This is a genomic window from Paraburkholderia sp. SEWSISQ10-3 4 (assembly GCF_030464785.1).
GTDB classification, from domain to species: domain Bacteria; phylum Pseudomonadota; class Gammaproteobacteria; order Burkholderiales; family Burkholderiaceae; genus Paraburkholderia; species Paraburkholderia aspalathi.
Genome location: NZ_JALPRI010000001.1, coordinates 807548 through 831750, shown reverse-complemented (window position 1 = coordinate 831750; position 24203 = coordinate 807548). Strand labels below are relative to the sequence as shown.

Genomic DNA, 24203 nt, shown 5'->3' with positions numbered 1-24203 from the left:
CACGCCATGCCGAGCATCGCGGCGAAACTTCGTTCGCGCAATCACGCCGAGAAGAACGCCACAGCGGCAGTGATCACACCCGCAGCCGCAATCCCGAAAGACAGATTGCGTAGCCATTTCTTGCGGGTCAGCAACGTGATCGCGCAGAGGGCGATGGCCACCTGAATCAAGGTCGTGGCCTGCGCCCAGCGATGATGGCCGTGCAGCAGCGCCTCGCTCCTGGCGTCGTTGTCCACGACTTCCTTTTCGATCGCTTCAGCCTTCGCGCGGATCGGCTCTTTCTGCTGCTTGTATTTGTCGACGTCGGCGGCGAACTTCGCGTGCGCATCGGTATTGCCGAGCGACAGCGCCGCGCCGAGTTCAGCGAGATTCTCTTTCTCGCCCTTGGCCTGGTAGTAGTTCCATTGATTCGACGCTTCGGTCTTTTTAATGGCGGCTTCGTTCTTGTAGTACAGCGCCAGATTTTCGCTGTTGCCGCTCTGGTAGGCACACAGTGCGCCGATCGTCGCGAGGATCGCCGTCATCACGGCCATGCGGCTCGCAAACGGGTCCGAGTCATGGTGGCCAGCGTGTTCAACCGCATGGTCGTGCGGACCATGCACTTCGTATTCTTCAGACATCTGATTCTCCGAGCCAGGCTTTTCTTGTGGTCTCCGGGCGGCGCGCATGTCGGTGGCACATGCGCGGGCGAAGCTGCAAGCGCGGCTCGCCGACCCGGCGGGCTCCATCTTAGCGTGCTGCGGCCGGTGGCGGAAAAGCTATCGGCGCGAAGAGAGGTCGATGACTGACGTTAGTGGGAGGACGTCAGTGGGTGGGCGTCAGTGAATACCGACGGACAGCCACGTCCGCACTAACGGGATTGCGTGCTCGCCGGCTAGCATGCCGAGCAACCCGACCAGGGCGATGGTCGGCGGCGCGGGCGACTTCACCTGCATCACGCTGTAGATCAAACCGACTACGACGCCGGCCGCGAGCGAGACCAAATACGCTTTCATGTTGTTCATACCCATCTGAAATGCGGGCAGCCACGCCCGCCGGTCATGTCGGCAATTACATCGTGATGACGACCCGGCCGCGCGTGCCGGCGGCCACCGATTCGTAGGCCTCGCGTGACCGTTCGAGCGGAAATTCCTGCGCGATGGCCGGCCCTTGCAGCTTGCCGCTCTCGAAGCCTTCTACCAGCGCCGTCATCAACGGCGCCGATTCGGCGACGCCCAGCTTGGCGCTGTCCACGCCGAGCAGTTGCGTCTCGTTGTGATAGAAATCGATCAGGTCGAATTCCACGCGGCGTTTGCCCGTGGCGCTGATTTCCAGCACCCGGCCGCGGCGCTTGACGAGACTCAGTGCGGTCTCGAAGGCGACGCCGCCGACCGTGTCGTACACCACGTCCGCGCCGGCGCCGCCGGTCAGCGCTTTGATAGCCGCGGTTGCGTTTTCGTCGAACGGAACGTAGTCGTCGATCAATCGGCCTGCGGGCGTGTCGGCGGAAAGTGGATGACGATCGACTCCGATCACGCGAGCGCCCCGCGCTTTCGCGATCTGCACCACCGCGCCGCCGACGCCGCCGCCCGCGCCGATCACGGCGATCGTCTCGCCGGCTTGCAGGTGTGCGTACTCGACCGTGCCGAGCCACGCGACCACGAAGTTCACGCCGATCGCGGCGGCCTCCGTGTGGCTGAGCGTGGTGGGTTTGCGCGACAACGCGGCGAGCGGAATCTTGATGAACTCGGCGTGGGTGCCGTCGCGTGTGAAGCCGATATCGCCGCCCGTGCCCCAGACTTCGGCGCCGAGCCATTCGGCGGGACCGGCTGTCACGACGCCGCTGAAGTCGCGGCCGGGCGTGCGCGGCAGAACGGTGTGTTCGAAATGGCCGGACACGTTCTTGACGTCGCTCGGATTTACCGAGGCCGCCTTGACCTGCACGACGGCGCTGTCCGCGTCGGCTTGGGGCGTTGGCAGATCGACGTATTCGAGCACTTCGGGGTTGCCAAAAGTCTTGAACTGAATCGCTTTCATTGCGTGTCACTCCTGTCAGGTCGTGCGCTGCGTCGTGCAGTCGATGAGCGTAGTCTAGATGACCGGTACAAAGGCGTTGAGACAAAGACTTTCGAATTTCGGACAAGGCGTGCTGTATGGCGGCCTACAGGGCAGGCTGGGCGTCGTTGGGCCGGCAGCGCAAACGGCTTGGCTGACGGTGGAGGGCGTGGATGTCAGCGCGGGTTCGTTAGGTCGCCGGCGAGCGCTGGCTTAGCTGCAAGGGCGAATCTCGCTGCCGTCAGTGCGTATAACTTACCCGTCAGTGGACAGCTTGTCTTGGGCCAGCTCCGGCGAAGCTTCAGAAGCCGCCTCGCTGAGTGTGCCGCTCGGATCGAAGCCGGTCGGCGGCGCGCCTAACTCGCGCCGGAACATGTCGCTGAAGCTGCTCGGCTGGAAGCCCAGCGAGCGCGCAATGCTGCTGACCGAGCGCCCTTCGGCGAGACCTGACACGGCCACCGCAAGTTGCACCTGACGCCGCCATTCGGCAAAGCCCACGCCCAACTCACGCGTGAAGAGGCGAGCCAAGGTCCGCACGCTCGCGCCGACGGAGGCCGCGTGCTGTTCGAAGCTGATCGCGATCGAAGGGTTGTCGATCACCGCGCGGCACAACGCATCGAGCCGCCGGTCCGACGCATCGGGCAGCGCGATGCGCAATGACGAGCGCGGCGCGTGCCCCAGCTCCAGCATCGCGAGACGATAGGCGGCTTCCAGATAGGTTTCGTCGCGAGCATGGGTACGCTCGTGTTCCGCAATCGACGTGATGAGTTCGCGCAGCAGGCCGTTGATCTCGAACACGTCGCTGCGCCGGCTCAGATGGCCGACGTTGCGTTCGTGGAGATAGATATTGCGCATCTCCACCTCGCTCATCATGTGGATGGAGTGGACCGTGCCGGCCGGCAACCAGACCGCGCGCTGCGGCGGCACCACCAGCGCCTCGCGGCCGACTTCCACCCACATCACGCCCGATACCGCATACAGCACCTGCGCCCACGTGTGCGAATGCGGGTCGATGCGCAGCCCACGCGGATAGCGCCGCGCGAGGGAGCGGGCGTCGGCGTCGTCGTGAAGTTCGGGTGGGCGGGCTTTGGGCACGGCAGTTCGGTTCGCTGTTTGCTGTTCGCTCTTTGCTCTTTGCGGAAGGAGAGTGTGGACCTTGGGGGTCCGTGTGCGAAGCATAGCGCGAGGCGCGGCGGGCCGGATATTCTCTGGCTTTGCTTACGTATGATGCCCCATCACTAGCAGCAACAGCGAAAGGGTCACGATCGACCCCACCGTCGACAGCAAAATCGTGCGCGATGTGATGTGCGCCTCGCGTCGGTAGAACTCGGCCAGCATGAATGGACCGGTGCCGGTGGGCAGCGCGGCCAGCACAACAGCCATCTCGACCAGTGTGGATGAGAGCCCGAACACGCGCGCCGCGAGCCACCAGGTCAGCGCCGGCTGCCCCACCAGCTTGACGCCGGTCAGCAGCAGCGAGATGCCGCCCGCGCCCGCCTCGGACGGACGCTTTTCCGCGAGGAACAGGCCAAGGCTGACCAACGCGCACGGACTGGCGGCACCGCTCAGCAGCTTCAGAAACGTCTCCGCGCTTTGCGGCAACGCGACACGAGTGCTCGCAAGCAGCACGCCCAGGATCGGTGACACGATCAACGGATTGCGCGCCAGCGATCCCAACACTTTCAACCCTAGCTTGTGCGGCGTGCGTTCGGTCTGCAGGCCGACTTCGATCAGCACGATGGCAAGCGCAAAGAGCACGCACGCGACGAGGATCGTGGCGATCGTGGTCGGCGTCAGGCTGGCTGAGCCGAACGCGATCATGCCAAGCGGAAAGCCGATGTAGCCGGTGTTCGGATACGACGCCGCAATCGCATCGACGCTCGCGTCGGCCAGATGCCGGCCGCCGATCATACGCATGGCGAGAATCGGCAGAAACGCGCCGAGACACCCGATCGAAAACGCCGCGACGAAGGCCGGCTGATAAAGCTGTTGCCACGTGGCATGCGCCATCGTGTCGAACAGCAGCGCCGGCAGTGCCAGCCAGACGACGAAGCGGTTCAGTTCGGACGCGGAGTTCGGTCCGAGCACGCCGCGCCGGCGGCATGCAAAGCCCGCGAAAATCAGGCCGAACACGGGAAGCAGAATCTCGAGAGTAGCTAACATCGATTAAATAGAAAGCGTGGGCGCAGGGAGCGATGCGCCAGCGTAGTGGCTTGCGTTGATACAATCCAATACTGTTTTCTGCCGTCAACAATACCTTTTCTGCATCGTCATTCAGCGCGAGGGCGTCGTGATCGATATCAAGCCGTTACGCTACTTCGTGACACTCGCCGAGACGCGGCATTTCGGCCGCGCAGCGGCGCGCCTGAATCTATCGCAGCCGCCGTTGAGCCGGCAACTGGCGGCGCTGGAGGCGAATCTGGGCGTGACGCTGCTCGAACGCAGTCCGCGCAGTGTCACGCTGACCGCGGCGGGCGAGCGCTTTTACGCCGATGCGAAGGCGATCCTTGCGGCGGTGGAGCAAGCCGTCAGCAATGCCCAGGCGGCGGCGCATGGCGACGCCGGCAAGCTCGCCATCGGCTTCACGATGTGCGCCGCGTACAGCGTCGTGCCCGGCTATGCGCGCACGTTCGGCGCCGCGTTTCCCGAGGTCGCATTGAACCTGCGCGAGGTCGTGTCGAACGATCTTGCTGAGCAAGTGCTGGCCGGCCAGATTGACGCCGCGATCATGTTTCCAGGCGTGCCCGACAAGGGCATCGCGATCCGGACGATTCTTCGCGAGCCTTTGTGCGTGGCCTTGTCACGCAGTCATCCGCGCGCACGCGCCCGGCGTCTGAAGATTGCCCAACTGGCAGGCGAGCCATTCGTGCTGGCGTCCGAGGAAGTCGCGCCGAGCTTGCGCACGGCCATTCTCGAGCATTGCCGTTCGGGCGGCTTCGAACCGGATATCCGCTTCGAAGTGCAGTTGCAGCAGACCGTGCTCAGTCTCGTCGATGAAGGGGTAGGGGTGGCGCTGGTGCCCGCCTCGATGCGTAAAGCGCAACTCGCGGGCGTGGTGTTCCGGCCGTTAGTCGATGCGCCGCTGATCGAGCAGGTGCTGGCGTGGTCGCCGGCTAATCGCAATCCGTGTCTGGTGCGGTTTCTCGAGATGGCGTGAGGGGCGGCTTCATGAATTCGCCAAACGGTCGGTGGCGTTCGCAGGGTCGGCCGGATCGGTTGGATAGCGCATGGCGTCCTGCTTTTTGGCCGCGAACCTGGTGCGCAAAAAATCTGCGATCATCCCAGGCACTCTTCAACGCTTCTCAACCTCATAGCCTCCACGCCAACCACCTGCCCGCCTATGTCCAACCGCCCCACGCTTCTCACCACCGACCGCCTGATCATGCGTCCGCACGCACGCGACGATTTCCTCGAGAGCTATGCTATGTGGTCCGATCCCGAAGTGATCCGCTACATCGGCGGCAAGCCGTTTACGCGCGAAGAAGTCTGGGCGCGCCTGCTGCGCTACGCCGGGCATTGGGCGATGCTGGGATACGGCTATTGGGTGGTGCGGGAAAAGGACAGCGGCCGGTTCCTGGGCGAAGTCGGCTTTGCCGACTACCACCGCGAGATCGAACCTTCCTTGCTGGACACACCGGAAATAGGTTGGGCGCTGGATCCTGCCGTCCACAACCGCGGCTATGCGACCGAGGCCGTGCGCGCTGCGCTCGATTGGGCCGACGCGAATTGGCCTGACGGCGAGACGGCCTGCATCATCGCCCCGGAAAACCAGCCTTCGCTGAACGTCGCGCGCAAGTGCGGTTACCGTGAGCAACTCCGCACGACGTACAAAGGCAACCCCACCATCCTGCTGCGGCGAACGGCGGGCGTTGCCTGAGCCGTCGCGCGGCACTCGCCGGAAGTCTATTTAGTCTCTGAAGTCTCGGGATCGACGAGCCGGCCTTCTGGCCGGCTCGCAAGCAGCCCGCAACGGGCCGCCTCACTGACCGCTTTCGCTCGCTGCTGCCCGCTGCCGCGCGATCAAGTCCACCAGCCGTTCAACCTGCTTACCCTGCGCATCGAAATTGCCGGCATCGAGCCAGCGTGCATAGCTCGGACGCAGCGCAGGCCATTCGGTATCGATGATCGAAAACCACGCGGTATCGCGATTGCGTTCGCGATACACGATCGCCTGCCGGAAGATTCCTTCGAACGTAAAGCCATAGCGCAACGCCGCCGTGCGCGATGGTCCGTTAAGCGAATCGCACTTCCATTCGAAGCGGCGATACCCGAGGTCGTCGAACACATGGTTCATGAGCAGGAACATCGCTTCGGTGGCGATGCGCGTGCGTTTCAGGCGCTGCGAATAGGTGACGTGCCCGACTTCGATCACGCCGTTCGCGCGGTCGATGCGCATCAGCGCGAGCGTGCCGACCGCCTTGCCGGTAGTCAGATCGATCACCGCGTAGTGCAGCGGATCGGGCGATGCCGCCATGCGCGTCAGGTGCTCGCGATACGCCGCAAGGCTCTCGAACGGACCGACCGAAAGATAGGTCCAGTCGCGGCCATCGGGCGCCGAGCTGTAGGCCTCGTACAGGTCCGCCGCATGGCGTTCGACGTCCACCGGCTCGATCCGGCAATAGCTGCCCACCAGCGGCTCGCGGCCAGGCGCCTGGGCGCCTTTCCAATCTGGCACGGGGACGCCAATCGGCTGATCGAACGCGTTACGTCTGGGTTCCATGTCTGCTCTCCTGTCGATAGTTGGATGGTCGATGCTTATGGAGAACGATACGGCAAACGTGGTATGTTAAAAAGATCCAGCAGAACAGCATTTGATAGGTCCAGCCAGGATGATCGAAATCATTGGTCCGCTCACCAACCCGGCCGTCACGACCACCAGCGGCAACGGTGAAAAATCCGTGCCGCTGCAAAAGCAACTGATCGAACGCTTGCAACAGGCGATCCTTACGGGGCGCTTGCCGGCGGGGTCGCTACTGCCGTCGTCGCGCTTGCTGGCGGCGGAGATGGGCGTATCGCGCAACACGGTGGTGATCGCGTACGAGCATCTGGCCGCGGTGGGCTATGTGGTGGCCGACAAAAAGGGCACGCGCGTCAGTCCGCTCTCCAGCCCTTCGGCACGCGGTGAAACGCGGACATCGTCGGCCGCGCCGGAGGTCGCCTACGCGGCGCGCGTCGAGCAATTCGCGGCGACGCGCACCCATGCCGACAACACCTTGCCGCTGACACCGGGCACGCCTGCGCTGGACCGCTTTCCCCTGGCCGCCTGGCGGCGCGCGCTCGAACGTTCGATGGAGCGCGCGTTGCCGTTTGCGCTCGGCTACGGCGACCCGGCGGGCGAACCGGCCCTGCGCGACGCGATCGCCGCGCATTTGCGGATGGCGCGCGGCGTGCGCTGCGAGGGTTCGCAGGTGGTCATCACCGAGGGCGCGCAGGAAGCGCTGAACCTGTGCGTGCGGCTGTTCACCAATCCGGGCGACATCGCATGGGTTGAAGATCCGGGCTATCGCGGCGCGAAGGCCGCTTTCAACCTCGGCGATCTGAGCATGCTGCCGATGCCGGTCGATCCCGAAGGCATCGCGGTGCCGTCCGATGCGTGGCGCGCGCATCCTCCCAAGCTGATCTACACGTCGCCCGCGCATCAGTATCCGACCGGTGCGGTGTTGTCGGTGGCGCGCCGGCTGGAACTGATCGCGCAGGCGCGCCGCTGCGGCGCGTGGCTGATCGAGGACGACTACGACGGCGAATTCCGCCATACCGGCGAGCCGATCGCCAGCATGCAAGGGCTGGTCGAGGAAGCGCCGGTTCTGTACGTCGGCTCATTCAGCAAAACGATGTTTCCGGCGCTGCGCATCGGCTTCGTGGTGTTGCCGCGCGTGATCGCCGCGCACACGGCCGTCGCGTTGCAGGAGATGCTGCGCGGCGGGCATCGTCTGGAGCAGCTGGCGCTCGCGCATTTCATCGATAGCGGCGAATTCGGGCGGCATCTGGGCCGCATGCGGCGTTTGTATCGGGAGCGCCAGCAGGCGCTGCGCGATGCGCTCACTATGCATTTCGCGCCGTCGCAGATTCTGGGCGGCAATTGCGGCATGCATCTGACGCTGCGCTTACCGCCGCATATTTCCGATCGGACCCTCGCCGAACGCGCGCACGCCAGGCGGCTCAATCCGCGTCCGTTGTCGGGTTTTGCATTGCAGCAGCGCGAGGAAACCAACGGGCTGGTGATCGGCTACGGCAGCACGTCAGCCGAACAATTGGCGCTCGCTGTCCGCGTATTGGCCACGCTGGTGCGGGAGATGGCGGTTGAGTCGGGTAGCCGGTCGACAACCCGACGCGCTGTGTAACTTTTTACGTCTGTCCGCGCGGCCCATGTCGCGCTATCGTGTCGTCTATGCGCGGCGAATTCGAAGTGCGCGACGTCGACGAATCGCCCGCAGGTCATGCCCAGCGCACCGCCCTGCAGCACCGCGTGACATGCGGCGCGCGCCTGCCGGGCCGCCAGCGGGTTCGGGCATGAAGAATGCCTTGCTTGTGGTTATCTTTGACGATTTATCCGACCGGAGACGACATGAAGGAAATCGAACCGACCGCCTGGTTTGAGCTTGCTGCCCATACGCCTGTCCATGAGGGCTGGTACGAGGTGCAGTTGACGAGCGGCGACACGGCATTTGCGAAATATGGCGACGGCGTATGGACCGAGAAACCGCTGCTGGTGTTCACGCACTGGCGCGGCCTTTCCTCTGACCCTTCGAAAGCTGCGGACGGCGAGGCAGAATCGATTGGCGCGGAGGCCACCGCGGCTCAGGGCGTGCGCGCCGCATGGAACGCGTTCTTCCCAGGGCTCGGCGAAGAACAGCACAAACCACTGGACGCCCTGCCCAACGGTAAAGCTCCGCATTAACTGACGTAGGGCTTGGGCGGCGGCTTGCGGGCTGCTGCCCAAGGCAGTTTTCTCTTCAGCTCTCAGCTCTCACTTCCGCTTCAACGCTTCGGCCGCCATTCCGCCGATGTCTATATCGATGTCCGGTGTCTCGCCCGTTTCGAGAATCCACGCCGCTGACAATCCCGACCAGGCGAGAATCCATTGCAACAGACGGTGTCTGTCGAGCCCGGCGATGTGCGCCACGCGTTCGACGCGACGCTCGAACCGTCCAGGTGCTAGCGCGGACGCCTCGTCTGGATTGCAGAAGATGTTCGCGTAGTCGAAGCCGCGTTCGCCGTAGAGACCTTTCGGGTCGATCGCCAGCCAACCACGCGCGCCGAAATCGAGGATGTTGCCGTGATGAATATCGCCGTGCAACGCAACCGGGTCTTGCGGCGCGGCGAGTAGGGCTTGTGCTGTCGCGGCACTGTCGGAGAGCCAGCCGCCGTACTGCTGCGCTGCGGGCCAGAGACTCTGGAACCAGCGCGGCAAGCCGATCAGTTCGGGCAGCGGTTTGTGACGTGGTGCGTGGAGTCGTGCCGCGGCGGCGCAGAGGATGTCGATGGCGTGGTCGTCTGCTTCATCGTCGCCTGTGCGGGCCTGGTCCGCTAACGCGTGATTGCTTTGAGCACGCTCCAATAGCAGGGCGTCGGCATCATGGACGAGCACGCGGGCTGCGCCGTCGCCGTCCCACCACACCATCAGTTGCGCGCCGAATTTCTCTTCGGGTTCCTGCGCAACTTTCAGCATCGCGGCGACGCCATGCTGGCGCACCGGCAGCAGCCGGCTGCTATGCGTGCGAATCGGCTCGCCGTCCGAAAGCAGGTCCCATTTGACGAGGTACTCGGCGAACATCGCGCTTCAGGCTGCGAGGGTGGCTGCTTGGACTGCGGCGGCGAGGGCGATGGCCGGTGTGGTGAGAGGTTTCGCTCCGCTCTTGACCAGGTAAGCCGCGCCGGCCATTGATGTTTGTGCGAACGCTAGGACGTTCGCGCCGTTTTCGTAGGCCGCGTCCGCAGCGATGGCAATCATGGATAGATAGCCTGCCGTGTCGTCTGCTCTGAAACGGTCCCATGCGCCGCTTACTAACTTAACCTCGACTTCCGCGGCGGTGTGCGTGGCGGCTTGAGCGAACACGCGGGTGGTCGGCTCGAGTGTAGTGGATACGGTGCATAGCACGACAACCTTGCCGCCTTTCTCCACCGCGCGCTGAGCCAACGCGGCATCGGCCCGTAAAATGGGTACCGGCGCAGCTTGCGCGGCGAGAGCGTCGTTCACTGATGGGCTGAGCGTCGAGCAGTTGAGCAACACGGCGTGCGCGTTGTCCGTTAGCGTGAGGAGCACCTCGCGGGTTTGCGATGCGATCGCCTCGGTCAATCCGCCGGCCTGCTCGGCGGCCGCGACCAAGTCGGCGCGGACCACATGCGTCAACTCGAGTGCTTCGAATCCGGCGGCGCGGGCGGCCGCATCGAACAGGGCGATGTTGCTTTCAGCAGTGTGCAAGCAGATGATGCGCACGGTGTCTCCAACGGGGTGTGGTGGTTTTGTATTTTCGCCTGGAAATGGCTACGCGTCGTGCCGGATGACGCGCATGGGACAGAGGTATCTATTGAAAACATGGCAAGTTACCCTTCGTGGCGAGAGTTTCCGCAAAAGAGGCATCGTCACGGGATTTGAACTAAGTGGCTTCGTGAACGCTCACGACGCTAACAGTGCAAAGTCTCGAGCCATTGAGATTGTCCAAAGGAAATTGGACGGGCTTGTGAACGCGGAATCGGATAAGCGTCGCGATTCCTGTGGGTCATTGGCTCAGATAACGAATGCAGAAGAAGCTCAAGAAGCACCCTCCCTCTTGCTCGTTGAATGCCCTTTACTGCAACTTCGATATGACAGACTCCACATCACCTCCCGCAGTCGTTATCAACTGTGCTGTCGCTTCTGACGGGGGCTCACTGTGGCTTCAACTCTCAGTGGATGGCCAGGCGAAGGGGTACGGACTCCACCGCTCGATCGCCTCGCGCGGCACCTCTCGCTATGAGGAAATCAGCGGGGAAGATGGCCTTCTCACCAAAGACGAACTTCACGATCTGCTGTCAATGCTCGATGCCATCCTTGAACATGGGATGTGCGCCGGGATCGTCCACGAATTTGTGAAGGTGCTGAAGAAGTCCGCACTCACGTAGGTTGCGGTGATGGCTAGCGAGCGAATGTCCGCTTCCGGGTAGATTCATCGTTCCTTGTGGGTCGAACTGAACCGACCGCGTCAGACTCAGTTCGGCCAACTGCGGCCAAGGACGAGCATTTGTGGACGTCCGTTGATGATCCATAAGCAGACTTCATATTCGAACGTATACGCTTAGACCGCGCGCCGGACACTAACGGACTCGACCCAAAAGCGGAGATGCCAGGCTGGCGGCAGCGAGTTCGTTTGCAGCCGCCATAAGCGCAGGCCCGAGTGTCGTCATGCGCTTCTCCGTTAATCTAACGGCTGGCCCTGCGATGCTGATGACCCCTATAGCCGGGTAACCCCGTCGTTGGACCGGAGCGGCCATCGCCGTCATCCCCGGCGCGAACACCTCATAAATTGTTGCGTAGCCGCGGGCACGAGCGGCATCCACGAACCCCAGCAGCGCCTTCAAGGTGGTCGGTGCGTTGGGGCCGTACTGCTTCGGCTGCCCGAACCCCTGGCGTGTCACCAGTTCGAGCGCCCGCTCATCGGTCATGGTCATCATCCATGCGTGGCCGGTCGCACTGCACGACAGAATGGTATCCATACCCATGTCCGGGTCGTACCGCAGGCCCTTCAGCGCGCCCTGCGACTTGGCCACCCACGTCAGCCTGTCTCCGTCGACGATTGCGAGCCGCACAAGTTCTCCGGATGTTTCCGCCAGACGATCGAGCATGGTTTGCGCAATGTCGATGATGCCGGACGTCGCGAGATAACTGAGGCCTAGCCCGACCAACTTCGTGGTCAACACATAGTCGCCCTGCTCGCGTAACTGACGCACATAGCCGCACTGCTTGAGGTCGGCGAGCAGGCGATGGCAGGCGCTACGCGGGATCTCAAGTTGATCCGAGATTAACGCGAGTGGCGTTCCTTCCATCTGTGTCGCCAGAAATTCGAGTACCGCCAGCGTCCTTTCGGTCACTCCCGGCATGGCCCCCCCGTCAGCTCAGTAGAACACGCATGATTGCATAATGCGGGATGAGATTCCAGCTTGGAATGGTGTCCCACCTGCGCTGTTAATCTGTGCAACATGCCGTCTCGTCGAATGCTTCAGCGCGTGCACCGCATGAGACGCATAACAAAAGACGGGCCACTTGCGGTCGACCTGACAAGGGTCGCCGGGACGTGACGCCGACACAGGTTTGGAACAGGAGACAACATGGACAAGCAATCGCACCTACCCGCCCAGCAGGCAATGCGCACGCGCGCCGTGACCGCGGCGGCCGTCGGGACCGCACTCGAATGGTTTGACTTCACGTTATACGGCGCACTGGCCGCCACTGTGCTGCCCAAGCTGTTTTTCCCGTCAATGGATTCGACCTCCGCGTTGCTGGCATCGCTTGCCACATTTGGTGTCGGCCTCGCGGCGCGACCGCTTGGCGCCATCATTTGCGGTTACCTTGGCGACAAGCTGGGACGGCGCAATCTGATGCTCGGCACAGTCACCGTGATGGGACTCTGCTCGATGTTGATGGGCTTCCTGCCAACCTATGCGAGCATCGGAGTATGGGCGCCGCTATTGCTGGTGGTGCTCCGCATCCTGCAGGGTTTCGCGCTGGGTGGTGAATCGACAGGGGCGCAGTTGATGGCGATCGAGCACGCAAGTCCCGATCGTCGCGGCAAATACTCCGGTCTTCTCGGATTGTGCTCGCCGCTCAGCCAGATCATGGCCAACGGCGTATTGCTGGCACTGTCATCGGCAATGTCGGCGCAGGCATTCGACGCGTATGGCTGGCGCATTCCGTTCATCCTGAGCTTCATTCTCGTGATCGTCGGTATCTACATCCGGCTGCGAGTCAGTGAGACACCCGCGTTCGTCGCGCTCCGTCAAACGGAAGTCGCCCATGTGGGCAGTCCACTTCGCGATGCACTGCGCCTTCACTGGCGGGTGGTGCTCCGATGGATGCTGTTCTTCTGCGGCCCGGCAGCGATCTTTTATCTGATCGTTGTGTTCTCGTTGAGTTATGTCACGAAAACGCTGGGCGTGCCGAAACAGACGGGCTTCCTGCTGTTGATGGGCGCGAACGTGTGCGCCATCGTCGGCGCCCTGGCTGGCGGCATGCTGAGTGACCGTATCGGACGCAAGAAAGCGCTCGCGATTGGCTCGATCGCGACCTTGCTCATGCTGTTTGTGTACTTTCAGATTCTCGATACAAAGAGTTTTGTGCCGATGCTGGCGGCAATGGGCTTCTTTCTCGGCTTCACTCAATTCCAGAGCGGCATCCAACCGGTTGCATTCGCTGAAGCATTTCCAACTAACGTGCGCTACTCGGGCTCGGCGCTTGCCTATACCGGCGCGAATCTGGTCGCCGGCGGGCCAATGCCTGTTCTTGCCGTCTGGCTCTTTGCCCTTTGCAATGGCTCGCCGTGGGGCGTCATCGCAGTGTGCGTCGTGTTCAACGTCATTTCGCTCATCGCGATACTCACCGCTCCCGAAACGCTGGGTATCGACATGAACCGGGTCGACTCTGCCGAAGAAGTTGTTGGCTCGTCAGGGCACGTGCCGACTCAATCCCATTCTCACTGAAATGCAGGCGATGCAGATGAAACCACTTGTTTATGTCCTGAACGGTTCGAACCTGAACATGCTTGGCAAGCGTGAACCGCAGCTGTACGGTACGACGACCCTGGCTCAAGTGAAAGAGCGTACTGAAGCGCTTGCGGCCGAGCTCGACCTCGAGTGCGATTTCCGCCAGACGAACCACGAAGGCGTGATGGTCGACTGGCTGCAGGAAGCCTTCGAGAAGGATGCGGCCGTCGTCATCAACCCAGCGGGATTTTCGTTTGCGTCGATACCCGTGCTGGATGCAGTCAAGCTTATTCGCCAACCGGTGATCGAGGTGCACATCACCAACATCCATCAGCGGGGGGAACAGTATCGACATTCGCTGATCTCGCTGGCGGCACGCGGCGTGATATGCGGCCTTGGTGTTGATGGATACCTGCTCGCCGTGCGAGCGGTCGCAGGAGCCATCCAGCGCGTGCAAGTGTGAAGAGGGTTCGCAAACGTTGCCTCAACCGGCAATAAGCCGGGAGAATAATGGTGAACTCTCAGGTAGCCGTATCTAGGATAGTCGCGACCGATTTTGCGGGTTGCGGGCCAGCGTCCGCTGCTGGTACCGTGCCAGACGTTTGTCCTCTATCGGCGTGTGGCCGAGTTGGGTCGGCCTGAGCCGATCATCATCCGTCACAGTGCGGTCGCGTGCTGCCGATCGCAGCCGTGCAAGACCGAAGCAGGTACGCCAATCGCAAGAGGTGTCGCCCAGCCAGTTCAGCGGCTGCGCTGACACCGCATTTTCCTGCAAGAGTTCGGTTTCGTTTACAAGGATTTCGTATGAGCCTAAGTGCAGATAGCTTCTACGACGATATGGCTTCTTCTTATCATTTGATTTTTGATGATTGGGAACAGGCAATAGAACGTCAACGGGCGATTTTGACGCGACTCCTACCATCGCCTGATGAGATCGGTGTGGTTCTCGACTGTGCGTGCGGAATTGGGACTCAAGCCTTGGGTCTTGCCCGCGCTGGCTATGATGTCGAAGGGACAGACTTGTCGAAATTGGAAATCGAGCGGGCATCGCGAGAGGCAGTGAAACGGAAGCTCAATATTCAATTTCGTGTTGACGATATGCGACTGCTTGCAACGTGCCAAGCGCACCGGTACGGGGCGATAGTCGCATTCGACAACGCCATTCCGCATCTTGATAGTGACGAGGACGTGGCTCAAGCGTTTGCGGCAATGCGAAGGAGCCTACGACCCGGCGGCCAGATATTTATCAGTTTGCGCGACTATGGCGCGCTGATGGTACAACGGCCTAGCGTGATGCCTCCGGCGATGTTCATGGACGACGGTCTTCGCCGTATTGTCCATCAGATCTGGGATTGGCACGATGACCGTCGTTATTCCGTTCACCTCCACATCACTCGCCAAATAAGCGATCTCAACTGGCAGTCAAAGCATTTTGTGGGGCGTTATCGGGCTATCACGCCTCACGAGATAGCGTCTCACGCCTCGAGAGCCGGATTCGATAATGTTCACATACTCTCGCCGGTTGCCACCGGTTACTACCAACCAATCGTTACAGGCTCAACGGCCTAATCGCCGTTGCTGAGCACATTAATCAGCCGGACAGCTTGAGAGCGCCGCCCGCGTGCGTTTCCATCTCGAGAAGCATGTCCGCCGGAACCGCGCTGGACCACAGATAGCCCTGCCCCATGTCGCAGCCGATGCCGGCAAGCCAGTCGGCCAGCTCGCGCGTCTCGACGCCTTCGGCCACCACCGTGAGCCCCACGCCGTGAGCCATCGCGACGATGGCTTCCACGAGCACGCGGTTTTTTGGGCAACCAATGGCCGACTGCGTGAATGAGCGGTCGATCTTCAACGTAGCAAAGGGAAAGCGCGTGAGGTAGCTGAGCGCCGAGTAGCCGGTGCCGAAATCGTCGATGGCGATGCGTACGCCCATCTGGTTCAAGGCGTTTAGCGTGTCGAGCGTGGTCGCATGGTTGACGAGCAGCAGCCCCTCGGTGATCTCCAGTTCAAGCCATTCCGGCCGGCAGCCGGTGTCGTGCAAGACCCGCTGCACGACGGTCGGCAGGTGGCTCAGGTGAAACTGGCTCGGCGACAGGTTGACGGCGATGTGTCGCTCGTCCTCCTGCCACGAGTTCCATCGGCAAACGACGCTGCATGCCTTGCGCATGACCTGCTCGGCGATCGGCACGATCAAACCCGTCTCCTCGGCGATGCCGATGAAGTCGGACGGTGGTATCCAACCGAGTTCGGGATGCAGCCAGCGCAACAGCGCCTCCGCGCCGACAATGCAGCCGGTCGCGAGGTCGATCTGTGGCTGGTAGTGGACATCGAGTTCACCGCGGGCGATGCCACGGCGCAAGTCCGCTTCGAGACGCAAGCGTTCGGTGGCGTTGTCCGTGATGTCGCGCGTATAGAACTGCACGTTGTTGCGCCCGGTCTCCTTGGCGTGATAGAGGGCGCCGTCGGCATAGCGGACGAGTTGTTCCGTGGCGTCGCCATGATCAGGATAGACGGCAATACCGATGCTCGCCTGGACCACGAGCGCCCGGCCCTCGAGCTGCATCGGAGCGGCCACGGTCGGCAGTATGCGGTCGGCGAGGCCGCGCAGTTCCACGGCGTCGCGAACGTGCGGCGCGACGATGATGAATTCGTCGCCGCCGAGACGAGCCACGGTGTCCGTGGAGCGCACGCTCGCTTCGAGCCGCCGCGCGACCTCGCACAGCAATTGATCGCCGGCGACGTGGCCGAGCGTGTCGTTGATGGTCTTGAAGCGGTCGAGGTCCATCATCAGGACGCCGACCTTGCTGCCTTCCTGGGCGGCCTGCTGCAACTCCTGCAAAATGCGCTCGTTGAACTGGGCGCGATTGGCAAGCCCGGTCAGCGTGTCGAAATACGCGAGCTGATGGATCTTGCTCCGGTACTCGTAGACTTCGGTCATGTCGCGTGCGACGGCGAGCAGGCCAAGCACTTTGCCGTTGGCGTCGCGCTCGAGGCGCAGCCGCGTGTGAAAAGTCTGCTCGATGCCGTCCGAGCCGCGGGCTTTCCATTCGACGTCGGAGTCCCTGCCCGTTTCGATGGCCTGGCGGATTTGCTCGTGGTACGTGTGCTGCTCCACTGAAAATGCGGAAATCTCCAGCACCGTCTTGCCGAGAAACGTCTCCGGCGGCCTGCCGGTGAAGCGCCCGTGAGCACCGTTGACGTACGTGCGGCGGCCTTCGCAATCGAAGCGGACGATGATGTCTGGCAGGTTTTCGGCGAGGGAGCGAAACTCGCGCTCGTGGGCGGCCAGCAGCTCCTCCATGCGCTTGCGTTCGGTAATGTCCCGGCCGAACACGAGGGCGCCCTTGATCTGCTGGTCCTGATCGCGCTCGGCCACCATCTTGATGTGGTGCAGGCGCAGCTCGGTCGAGTCGGGCGCCCCGATCAGGACTTCGACGGTCTCCGCGTCGCCGGTTCGAATCACGCGCTCGAGCGTTTCGCGGTAGCGGCGTTTTTCTGCCGCGAGCGTCTCACCCCAGCTGATGTCCTGTGACCGCTGTCCGACGACCGGCGCCACGGGCACGTTCACGCGCTGCATCAGGTTGCGGTTCGCGAAGGTGATGCGGCATTCGCGGTCGTAGCGGACGACGTTGTCGGGGCAGCCTTCTGTCAACGAGCGAAGCTCCGCCTCCTGCTCACGAAGCGACCTTTCGACCAGCCTCGTCTCAGTGATGTCGCGGCCGACGCAGAGCGCGCCTACCAACCGTCCCAGCCAATCGTGCTCCGCCACCAGCCGCACGTGATGAATCGCCGTGTTTCCGTCGGGCAAGGGGACGGTAAGCTCTAACTCCATCGGTTCGCCGGTCGCGAGAACCTGGTGGAGCGCGTCATGGTAAGTGTCGAAGCGGCCGTCAGGATAGCGCGTGGCGGTCGAGATTTTTCCAATCAGGTCGTGCGGGCCGACGTTCAAAGCCTTCGCCATGTTCGGGCTTACGTAGAGAAAGCGGCCGTGGCGATCGTAGCGGCAGATGTACAGCGAAGCGTTCTCGGCAAGGTGGGAGAAACCCAGCTCGGAGGCTTGGCGATAGCGGCGGATTTTTAGCCACAGGAGGAATGTTCGTGTGGTGCTACGCATGGCGGGTCCTGTACTTTTTCACGTTCTCGACAGGTAAACGGCGCCCGCTTAGAGTTGGCACAGGGGAAGGCTTGTAGGGATATCCTGATTTTGTCGTGAGTGGATGCGCAGGTGGCGTGTTGGGTCGGTATGTCGTGCGATGCTCGCTATTCGTTCGCTCTCCATTGCTTGCGGGTCGAACTGAGCCGACCGCATCAGGCTGAATTCGGCCAGAAGCGGCTATTACAAAAAGTTGTAGACTCGCGGTCAATCTAGCTATCGATTGACGAGCGCAATATGACTATTCCATTTTCAGGCGGGTGCGCATGCGGATCGGTTCGCTATGCATGTGTGCAGGAGCCCTTAGCCATGGTCAACTGCCATTGCAGAGACTGTCAGATCTCAAGTGGCGCTCCTTTCGCGTCAGGCGTCGTCGTCAAGACTGCCGACCTTGAGATCAGTGGTAAGCCGAAAACATATGCAGTTCCTGCAAGCAGCGGTGGCCTCACAACCCGTAGTTTTTGCCCTGACTGCGGAACCCCCTTGTTCACGCAAAGCTCAGTTTATCCACAAGTCACTTCTATCCGATTTCCCTCGCTAGATGACACTTCTGACTTTAAGCCGATGCTAGACATATATACGGCTAGTGCTCAGCGGTGGGTTTGCCTTGATCAAGCAATTCCTCACTTTCCTCAGTCGCCCCAGCAGTGAAAAGGACCTGATCCGATTTCTAGCGCGGCGTTCATCCGAAGACCCGGTTTCAATACGCCTCGGCGAATTGCTGACTAAAGCTACCTGCATCGCATGACCGCTGGCGGGATGGAAATGTTTCTCGCGCCACACGTTGTTGCATTCCGCATGCTATGCGCCGCTCCTTAGCGAAGTGCAGCCGCTACCGCCTCATCAATCTGCAGCGCAAAGCGCGCATCAACATCGGGCACCGTGTAGCCAAGTGTCAGTTCCAGATGCGCGTCGCCTAACACCAACTGAACGAATGTCGCTGCCCGCAATGCAGCGGTCGATTCGTCAAATCGCTTTCGCAGAATTTTTGCGGCGAAGGCGCGCACGACCTTTGCACCATTCTCGTAAAACACCTGGCCGAGTTCCGGAAAACGCGCGGCCTCGGCAACGATGGCCCGGTAAAGCCCCAGACTATCCGGCGTAATAAGGCTTCGTGCCAGCACCCATCCCAACTCGCGCAACTCGACTTCGGGTGCGCCATCGGATTGTTCGCCCTGAGCGCTCGCAAGCACCGCTCCCACCTGAGCGCACATCGCGCTCACCAGACCAACAAAGAGCGCCTCCTTCGATTTGAAGTGGCGGTAGACCGTCTGTTTGCCGACGCCGGCGGCCGAGGCGACGTCGTCCATCGTTGCCAAACCGAAACCTTCGCGTAAGAAAACGGTTCTTGCGCCGTCGAGGATTGCAGACCGCTTGCGGCATTGCAGCGGGCTCAGGCCGGGGAGAGAAGAAGTGTCCATCCCAGATAAATAACAGATCGTTGAGTAGTTGACAAGACTGGCCAGTCTCGTTTAGATTTGGCAAAACGAGACCGGCGAGTCTCGTTGTATGACTTTTCAACTTCGCAGCCAATCATTGGAGAACGCTTTGAAACTGTTCATGACAGGTGGTACTGGCTTCATCGGGCAAGCGGTCGCACGCAAGGCGATCAGCCTCGGTCATCAGGTAACGGCGCTCGTGCGCCAGGACAGCTCGGCGGCCGCCAGTGCGCTGGCACGTCTCGGTGTGACACTGCATTCCGGCGACCTGCGCGAGCCACAATCTTTCGCTGCGACTGCCGGCGCCGCTGACGGCGTGGTGCACGCCGCGTCGACCAACGATGCTTCTGCTGGTGCCGCTGATGAGGCCGCGGCTATAGCAATGCTTTCGCATTTGCGTCCGGGCGCGGCGTTTGTCTACACGTCGGGCACCTGGGTCTACGGCAATACGGAGGGGGAGCCCGCGACTGAAGCATCGGCGCTTAACCCGACGCCACTCATCGCCTGGCGGCCCGCAGTGGAGCAACAGGTGCTGGCGCTAGCAGCACGCCGCTCGATTGCTGCAGTGGTCCTCAGGCCGGCGATGGTGCACGGCTACGGCGGCGGCGTCTTCGGCATGCTTGCCGGCACGGTCCGTCAGACCGGCGGTGTGAGGATCGTCGGTGACGGTCGCAACCACTGGCCTGCCGTTCACGTCGATGATCTCGCCACGGCCTACCTGAGTGCGGTGGAGCGGGCGGCAAGTGAGGACGGTCGAGTCGCGGGACAGATCTTCAACGTGGTCGCGGAAGATGCCGTTGCCGTTGCCGAAATGGGTGAAGCGATTCGGGCCTCGGTCGGCGCCGATCGCGTCGAACTCTGGCCGCTCGACGATGCTCGCAATTCGCTTGGACCGTTCGCTGACGCACTGGCGCTCGACCAGGTAGTAAGCGGCCAGCACGCCCGGCAAGTTCTTGCGTGGAAGCCCCAAGGCCCCGGCCTGATTGCGGACCTCTCTGTACAAACGCACTTTCAGCAACTCAACGGAGCATGACGATGGCGTGGAGTAGTGCATCTTTCGAATCGATTCTCGCGATGATCGTAGCGGTCCTGTTCGCGGTTGCTGGGGTGGTCAATCTCATAGGACTCGGCGCGGTGAAGCGCGACTTCGCACGCTGGGGTTACCCGGCGTGGTTTCGTTTTCTCTGTGGCGCGCTTGAGCTGTTGTCTGCGGCACTTCTTTTTGGACAACAAACCAGAGTTTTGGGCCTAACGCTGGCCGGTGCGATCATGGTCGCCGCGCTCATCACGTTGCTACGAAACCGGGAGCCGTTCGGGCATCTCGCCCCGGCGCTGGTCTTCTCCGCTCTCGTGGTGGCTACAGTGGCGCTCCGCGGTTGAGGCTTGCTCGCCACCAGGCGAGTGAGCCTTAGACGCCAACAGCCCGCGCGGGCAATCCGCGCTGCATGTGCTTGAAATACGCACATGGATAGCGGCATTGGAGCAACTCCAATTTGATCGCGTGCGGCATGTGCTTACTTTTTGTCCTCAAGGCGGCCATCCTTCGAGGGCTCGTTTTTTTCCACGCATTGACCATTCGACGAACTCCGCAAGTGCGCGCGACCCACGGCATCGATACTCGTTTACCCCGTCCGGTTCATATAAGAAAAATGCCAACCAATCTAAGTTTTATCCATGGACCCATCGCCGTTCGAGCGACTAACCTTGCCAGATGAATTTCAGTGCGCTGTTCACCGGAATCGACGACCCCTCCATAACCCCGACATACCCGGGCGTATCTGGGACGTTCGAGTGCTAATCGCATGACTTTTATATTAGCTGTACAAACAAAATAGATATTTATAAAAGCATCGGCGTGCCGATGCGGATAAAAATGGAGACACCGCATGAAAAGGTTTATCACTCTCGCGTCCGGCGCAGTCTTGTCGTGCGTGTCCGCCTCCTCCGCGTTCGCTCAGTCGTCGGTCACGCTCTACGGCGTGCTCGACAATGGCTTCGTCTATCAAAGTTCGGGCGGCGACAATTCGGCGATTCGCGCGGTGCCTGGCGGGCTGTTCGCGACACGTTTCGGCTTTAAGGGCAGCGAGGATATTGGCGGCGGCCTACACGTCAATTTCCAGTTGGAGCAAGCCTTCTCCGGTCAGACAGGTGCTGCGACAAATGCGGCCGAAGCCTTTAATCGTCTCGCGTTCGTCGGCCTGTCCGGCGGATTCGGAGAAGTCCGTTTTGGTTTGCAAAACTCGCCGCAATACGACGTTCTTCAGGCAGCGATGGACCCTTCCTGGGTTAAAAGCATCGCGTCGCCAATGAATAATTTTAACGGCCTGATCATCCGCGCGAACAATGGCATCTCCTATTACACGCCCACGTTTGGCGGGCTGAATGCCAAATTTATGGTGGCGTTGCGTGATCCGAGTACCGGGGCGGGCAGCGGCGTAGGGTTCTACAACGTTGTCGTCCAGTACATCAACGGGCCGTTGAATATAGCGGCTGGTTACGAACGAGGAGATGAGCCCGCCGTCGGAGCGGGTGGTAGCTATACGTTGGCGGGCGGTGCTGCCGCGGGTCCTGGCGCGGTGTTTAGCGTGTTCAACGCCGGTGCTTCGTATGCGATCGGGGCCAATCGCATCTGGCTGGCCTATCACACGGAGAACCTGACCAACACGCCAAAATACATGCAGCACGACGTCTACCAGATATCGGACTCGTATCAGGTCTCGCCTTATGCTTTATGTTCGCTGATGTACGGTTACGTGCACGACCGCACGGGAGGGGGCAACAATGCGCAGGAACTGGGCCTGCTTTTCGAGTACGCCCTGTCCAAGGCGACCGAGCTCTACACCGCCGCCGGCTTTATCCAGAACAGGAATCAGGCGGCCTATACGCTGGCCGGCACGGCATATTCGGGCTTGACGATCACGCCCGGCACTGACACGCGCGGCATCGGGGTTGGGATCGTACACAAATTCTGAGGGTACGGCGGAAAGCGAATCGCAGCTTGCTGCTCAAGCATTTAATTTGAGCTAAAGTCTAATGCTGACATTCCCGAGAGGCTGCATTTGTGATCGACGAAACGGCTGTCATCCACCCCACCGCAGTTATTGAAGAAGGTGCCGTCATTGGGGCTCGCGTTCGCATTGGTCCCTACTGCTGTATAGGTGGTGACGTCGAGATTGGCGAAGGCACCGTCCTTAAGTCGCACGTTGTCGTAAGCGGGCACACTTGCATTGGCCGAGACAACACAATCTATCCTTTCGCCACGATTGGAGAAGACAACCAGGACTTGAAGTACGCTGGGGAGCCAACCGTCGTGGAAGTGGGTGATCGCAACAGAATCCGCGAGAGTGTCACGATCCATCGCGGCACGGTCCAAGGAGGCGGTATCACCAAGGTTGGAAACGACAACCTTCTGATGGTCAATGCTCACGTTGCCCACGATTGCATTGTTGGTGACCATTGCATTCTGGCAAACAATGCAACGCTAGGCGGTCACGTTATCGTGGATGATCACGTGATCATCGGCGGTATGTGCGCAGTCCATCAATTCTGCGTCATCGGAGCGCACGTTATGGTGGGGGGGTGTTCTGGTGTCGCGCAAGATGTGCCGCCGTTTGTTATTGCTCAAGGCAATCATGCTTCACCTGTCGGAGTGAATACCACGGGGCTACAACGCCGAGGTTTCAGCAAGGAGGCGATACAAGCTATCCGGAACGCCTACAAGCTGCTTTACCGTAGCGGGAAGACGCTTGACGAAGCGAAGCCGGAGATTGCTGAGATTGCAACAACCCATGCCGAGATTAAGCCCTTTTACGATTTTCTTGATCGCTCGACCCGCGGTTTGATTCGGTGAGGACGGTGGAGAAGATTAGCTGCTAATGCCTGCGGTGGGCTCCTATGATCTTGACAGCAGGAGGTTCACAATGGTCCGAGGTGGCCGACGCTCTCTGGCCCCGCCGCCGTGGCTGAGTCGAAGCGTTGCCTGACCAGGGGCATCACATTAGGGGGTGTTCTGCAAGCACAGGAGCAATCTCCCGCGGACGTCGCGGCATTTCTCAAAGCCGCGTTCGAGCAAGTACAAAGCTGTACTTCCTGAACCGGCAGTCTTCGAAATTGGGGCGCAAAACTGTCGCCTCATATCAAAGTTAGGCGACATCCGAACATGCGAGAGGACAATCATGAGCAAAGTATTCGTCAACATTGGACTTAGCCTCGATGGCTACATGGCACCGGAAGGAATGACCATGGAGAATTGGGACACGCCTGAGTACAAGAACTGGGGCGCCAAGTGGGGGGCGTTGATGGCCTGGATCTTCAATCAACAGTACTTCCGCGAGAACCTCAAGCTCGGACCAGGGGGAGAGACCGGCCCGGTCAATGACCTGCTTCGCAGCACCACGGAGCGCATCGGTGCCAACATTATGGGCAAGCGAATGTTCGAGCAAGGCGAGCGCGCCTGGCCAGAGGAGGCTCCGTTTCACACACCGGTATACGTTCTTACCCATGAGAAACGCGAACCTTGGGTGCGCCCGGGTGGCACGACCTTCCACTTCATCAATGACGGGCCGGAGCGTGCCCTTGAGCTGGCTCGGGAATCCGCAGGCAGTCGCGATGTTCGTATCGCGGGTGGAGCCGATGTGATCCAGCAGTACCTGACCATGGGTGTCGTTGACGAACTGGAAATTGCTTTGTCACCCGTGTTGTTCGGCAGTGGGCGGCGTCTCTTCGAGAATCTGCGCGACCCCGGGCCGCAGTTTCGCATTGATAGGGTTCTCGATGGTCCGGCTGCCACACACTTGCGCTATGTGCGTCAGTGAGGGTGCCTAACAATCGGTTGCAGCGGACGGTTCGCTGAACCGTACCGTTGGCTATGCTGGTCCCATAATTTCAACATGACTTGTGAG

At 61.2% G+C, this 24203-nt stretch carries 25 protein-coding genes; 14 read left to right on the top strand and 11 right to left on the bottom strand.

Annotated elements, in window-relative coordinates:
• Window positions 1–41: 41 nt before the first annotated feature.
• The 5 genes from M0D68_RS03765 to M0D68_RS03745 form a co-directional block, all read right to left on the bottom strand.
• Entirely contained in the window at window positions 42–620 is a 579-nt protein-coding gene (locus M0D68_RS03765) for a DUF4337 domain-containing protein (RefSeq protein WP_200618679.1), read from the bottom strand.
• A gap of 198 nt (window positions 621–818) precedes the next feature.
• Window positions 819–995, bottom strand: coding sequence for a DUF1427 family protein (locus M0D68_RS03760; RefSeq protein ID WP_093634439.1), 177 nt, complete (start codon window positions 993–995; stop codon window positions 819–821).
• A gap of 55 nt (window positions 996–1050) precedes the next feature.
• Complete coding sequence (locus M0D68_RS03755; protein ID WP_200651528.1) at window positions 1051–2016, bottom strand: zinc-binding alcohol dehydrogenase family protein; 966 nt, start codon at window positions 2014–2016, stop codon at window positions 1051–1053.
• Window positions 2017–2289: 273 nt separating this feature from the next.
• A complete protein-coding gene (locus M0D68_RS03750; protein ID WP_211699935.1) occupies window positions 2290–3129 on the bottom strand; it encodes a helix-turn-helix domain-containing protein in 840 nt (279 codons plus the stop codon).
• Window positions 3130–3252: 123 nt separating this feature from the next.
• Window positions 3253–4197, bottom strand: a complete 945-nt coding sequence (locus tag M0D68_RS03745; protein ID WP_266223816.1) for an AEC family transporter — start codon at window positions 4195–4197, stop codon at window positions 3253–3255.
• 127 nt (window positions 4198–4324) lie between these two features.
• Between M0D68_RS03745 and M0D68_RS03740 the strand changes: the two genes are divergently transcribed.
• Both M0D68_RS03740 and M0D68_RS03735 read left to right on the top strand, forming a co-directional pair.
• Window positions 4325–5191, top strand: a complete 867-nt coding sequence (locus M0D68_RS03740) for a LysR family transcriptional regulator (RefSeq protein WP_266223815.1) — start codon at window positions 4325–4327, stop codon at window positions 5189–5191.
• 183 nt (window positions 5192–5374) lie between these two features.
• On the top strand, window positions 5375–5911 hold the full coding sequence (locus M0D68_RS03735) for a GNAT family N-acetyltransferase (RefSeq protein WP_093634226.1): 537 nt from the start codon (window positions 5375–5377) through the stop codon (window positions 5909–5911).
• A gap of 102 nt (window positions 5912–6013) precedes the next feature.
• On the opposite strand, the gene M0D68_RS03730 is transcribed toward M0D68_RS03735, so the two are convergent.
• The gene (locus M0D68_RS03730) at window positions 6014–6754 is read right to left on the bottom strand and encodes a GNAT family N-acetyltransferase (protein ID WP_266223814.1); all 741 of its coding nucleotides are present in this window, start codon (window positions 6752–6754) and stop codon (window positions 6014–6016) included.
• 109 nt (window positions 6755–6863) lie between these two features.
• Here M0D68_RS03730 and M0D68_RS03725 point away from each other — a divergent pair, with 109 nt between their 5' ends.
• Together M0D68_RS03725 and M0D68_RS03720 are read left to right on the top strand one after the other, a co-directional pair.
• Window positions 6864–8375: a PLP-dependent aminotransferase family protein gene (locus tag M0D68_RS03725; protein ID WP_200651533.1), complete on the top strand. Its 1512-nt coding sequence runs from the start codon at window positions 6864–6866 to the stop codon at window positions 8373–8375.
• 224 nt (window positions 8376–8599) lie between these two features.
• On the top strand, window positions 8600–8932 hold the full coding sequence (locus tag M0D68_RS03720) for a hypothetical protein (protein WP_175049503.1): 333 nt from the start codon (window positions 8600–8602) through the stop codon (window positions 8930–8932).
• Between the two features lie 69 nt (window positions 8933–9001).
• Here the strand turns inward: M0D68_RS03720 and M0D68_RS03715 are convergent, their stop codons facing one another.
• Both M0D68_RS03715 and M0D68_RS03710 read right to left on the bottom strand, forming a co-directional pair.
• Entirely contained in the window at window positions 9002–9808 is an 807-nt protein-coding gene (locus M0D68_RS03715; protein ID WP_266223813.1) for an aminoglycoside phosphotransferase family protein, read from the bottom strand.
• 6 nt (window positions 9809–9814) lie between these two features.
• Window positions 9815–10471 (bottom strand): Asp/Glu racemase, encoded by a 657-nt coding sequence (locus M0D68_RS03710; protein ID WP_266223812.1) that lies wholly within the window; start codon window positions 10469–10471, stop codon window positions 9815–9817.
• A 302-nt stretch (window positions 10472–10773) separates the two neighbouring features.
• Here M0D68_RS03710 and M0D68_RS03705 point away from each other — a divergent pair, with 302 nt between their 5' ends.
• Window positions 10774–11136: a hypothetical protein gene (locus M0D68_RS03705; protein WP_266223811.1), complete on the top strand. Its 363-nt coding sequence runs from the start codon at window positions 10774–10776 to the stop codon at window positions 11134–11136.
• A 192-nt stretch (window positions 11137–11328) separates the two neighbouring features.
• On the opposite strand, the gene M0D68_RS03700 is transcribed toward M0D68_RS03705, so the two are convergent.
• Window positions 11329–12111 (bottom strand): IclR family transcriptional regulator, encoded by a 783-nt coding sequence (locus M0D68_RS03700; protein WP_266223810.1) that lies wholly within the window; start codon window positions 12109–12111, stop codon window positions 11329–11331.
• A gap of 228 nt (window positions 12112–12339) precedes the next feature.
• Here M0D68_RS03700 and M0D68_RS03695 point away from each other — a divergent pair, with 228 nt between their 5' ends.
• The 3 genes from M0D68_RS03695 to M0D68_RS03685 all read left to right on the top strand — a co-directional run bounded on the left by M0D68_RS03695 (window position 12340) and on the right by M0D68_RS03685 (window position 15279).
• Window positions 12340–13707 carry an MFS transporter gene (locus M0D68_RS03695; protein ID WP_266223809.1) on the top strand — a complete coding sequence of 456 codons (1368 nt, stop codon included), beginning with the start codon at window positions 12340–12342 and terminating at the stop codon, window positions 13705–13707.
• Window positions 13708–13723: 16 nt separating this feature from the next.
• Complete coding sequence (locus M0D68_RS03690) at window positions 13724–14173, top strand: type II 3-dehydroquinate dehydratase (protein ID WP_266223970.1); 450 nt, start codon at window positions 13724–13726, stop codon at window positions 14171–14173.
• Window positions 14174–14514: 341 nt separating this feature from the next.
• Window positions 14515–15279 carry a bifunctional 2-polyprenyl-6-hydroxyphenol methylase/3-demethylubiquinol 3-O-methyltransferase UbiG gene (locus M0D68_RS03685; protein WP_266223808.1) on the top strand — a complete coding sequence of 255 codons (765 nt, stop codon included), beginning with the start codon at window positions 14515–14517 and terminating at the stop codon, window positions 15277–15279.
• A 22-nt stretch (window positions 15280–15301) separates the two neighbouring features.
• Here the strand turns inward: M0D68_RS03685 and M0D68_RS03680 are convergent, their stop codons facing one another.
• Window positions 15302–17824 (bottom strand): bifunctional diguanylate cyclase/phosphodiesterase, encoded by a 2523-nt coding sequence (locus M0D68_RS03680; protein ID WP_266223807.1) that lies wholly within the window; start codon window positions 17822–17824, stop codon window positions 15302–15304.
• Between the two features lie 276 nt (window positions 17825–18100).
• Here M0D68_RS03680 and M0D68_RS36595 point away from each other — a divergent pair, with 276 nt between their 5' ends.
• Window positions 18101–18514, top strand: a complete 414-nt coding sequence (locus tag M0D68_RS36595) for a GFA family protein (protein ID WP_367619315.1) — start codon at window positions 18101–18103, stop codon at window positions 18512–18514.
• Window positions 18515–18678: 164 nt separating this feature from the next.
• On the opposite strand, the gene M0D68_RS03675 is transcribed toward M0D68_RS36595, so the two are convergent.
• Window positions 18679–19284 carry a TetR/AcrR family transcriptional regulator gene (locus M0D68_RS03675; RefSeq protein ID WP_093634215.1) on the bottom strand — a complete coding sequence of 202 codons (606 nt, stop codon included), beginning with the start codon at window positions 19282–19284 and terminating at the stop codon, window positions 18679–18681.
• Window positions 19285–19411: 127 nt separating this feature from the next.
• On the opposite strand from M0D68_RS03675, the gene M0D68_RS03670 reads away from it, so the two are divergent.
• The 5 genes from M0D68_RS03670 to M0D68_RS03650 all read left to right on the top strand — a co-directional run bounded on the left by M0D68_RS03670 (window position 19412) and on the right by M0D68_RS03650 (window position 24116).
• Complete coding sequence (locus tag M0D68_RS03670) at window positions 19412–20335, top strand: NAD-dependent epimerase/dehydratase family protein (RefSeq protein WP_266223806.1); 924 nt, start codon at window positions 19412–19414, stop codon at window positions 20333–20335.
• A 2-nt stretch (window positions 20336–20337) separates the two neighbouring features.
• Window positions 20338–20682 carry a DoxX family protein gene (locus M0D68_RS03665; RefSeq protein WP_200618728.1) on the top strand — a complete coding sequence of 115 codons (345 nt, stop codon included), beginning with the start codon at window positions 20338–20340 and terminating at the stop codon, window positions 20680–20682.
• A 551-nt stretch (window positions 20683–21233) separates the two neighbouring features.
• A complete protein-coding gene (locus M0D68_RS03660) occupies window positions 21234–22274 on the top strand; it encodes a porin (protein ID WP_323137204.1) in 1041 nt (346 codons plus the stop codon).
• Window positions 22275–22366: 92 nt separating this feature from the next.
• Window positions 22367–23152 (top strand): acyl-ACP--UDP-N-acetylglucosamine O-acyltransferase, encoded by a 786-nt coding sequence (gene lpxA / locus M0D68_RS03655; RefSeq protein WP_266223969.1) that lies wholly within the window; start codon window positions 22367–22369, stop codon window positions 23150–23152.
• 325 nt (window positions 23153–23477) lie between these two features.
• Window positions 23478–24116, top strand: coding sequence for a dihydrofolate reductase family protein (locus M0D68_RS03650; RefSeq protein WP_266223804.1), 639 nt, complete (start codon window positions 23478–23480; stop codon window positions 24114–24116).
• Window positions 24117–24203 lie beyond the last annotated feature (87 nt).

Coding starts and splice junctions, on each gene's coding strand:
- M0D68_RS03765 (WP_200618679.1), bottom strand. CDS start 620: ATGTCTGAAGAATACGAAGTGCATGGTCCGCACGACCATGCGGTTGAA.
- M0D68_RS03760 (WP_093634439.1), bottom strand. CDS start 995: ATGAAAGCGTATTTGGTCTCGCTCGCGGCCGGCGTCGTAGTCGGTTTG.
- M0D68_RS03755 (WP_200651528.1), bottom strand. CDS start 2,016: ATGAAAGCGATTCAGTTCAAGACTTTTGGCAACCCCGAAGTGCTCGAA.
- M0D68_RS03745 (WP_266223816.1), bottom strand. CDS start 4,197: ATGTTAGCTACTCTCGAGATTCTGCTTCCCGTGTTCGGCCTGATTTTC.
- M0D68_RS03735 (WP_093634226.1), top strand. CDS start 5,375: ATGTCCAACCGCCCCACGCTTCTCACCACCGACCGCCTGATCATGCGT.
- M0D68_RS03730 (WP_266223814.1), bottom strand. CDS start 6,754: ATGGAACCCAGACGTAACGCGTTCGATCAGCCGATTGGCGTCCCCGTG.
- M0D68_RS03725 (WP_200651533.1), top strand. CDS start 6,864: ATGATCGAAATCATTGGTCCGCTCACCAACCCGGCCGTCACGACCACC.
- M0D68_RS03720 (WP_175049503.1), top strand. CDS start 8,600: ATGAAGGAAATCGAACCGACCGCCTGGTTTGAGCTTGCTGCCCATACG.
- M0D68_RS03715 (WP_266223813.1), bottom strand. CDS start 9,808: ATGTTCGCCGAGTACCTCGTCAAATGGGACCTGCTTTCGGACGGCGAG.
- M0D68_RS03705 (WP_266223811.1), top strand. CDS start 10,774: ATGCAGAAGAAGCTCAAGAAGCACCCTCCCTCTTGCTCGTTGAATGCC.
- M0D68_RS03700 (WP_266223810.1), bottom strand. CDS start 12,111: ATGCCGGGAGTGACCGAAAGGACGCTGGCGGTACTCGAATTTCTGGCG.
- M0D68_RS03695 (WP_266223809.1), top strand. CDS start 12,340: ATGGACAAGCAATCGCACCTACCCGCCCAGCAGGCAATGCGCACGCGC.
- M0D68_RS03690 (WP_266223970.1), top strand. CDS start 13,724: ATGAAACCACTTGTTTATGTCCTGAACGGTTCGAACCTGAACATGCTT.
- M0D68_RS03685 (WP_266223808.1), top strand. CDS start 14,515: ATGAGCCTAAGTGCAGATAGCTTCTACGACGATATGGCTTCTTCTTAT.
- M0D68_RS03680 (WP_266223807.1), bottom strand. CDS start 17,824: ATGCGTAGCACCACACGAACATTCCTCCTGTGGCTAAAAATCCGCCGC.
- M0D68_RS36595 (WP_367619315.1), top strand. CDS start 18,101: ATGACTATTCCATTTTCAGGCGGGTGCGCATGCGGATCGGTTCGCTAT.
- M0D68_RS03675 (WP_093634215.1), bottom strand. CDS start 19,284: ATGGACACTTCTTCTCTCCCCGGCCTGAGCCCGCTGCAATGCCGCAAG.
- M0D68_RS03665 (WP_200618728.1), top strand. CDS start 20,338: ATGGCGTGGAGTAGTGCATCTTTCGAATCGATTCTCGCGATGATCGTA.
- M0D68_RS03650 (WP_266223804.1), top strand. CDS start 23,478: ATGAGCAAAGTATTCGTCAACATTGGACTTAGCCTCGATGGCTACATG.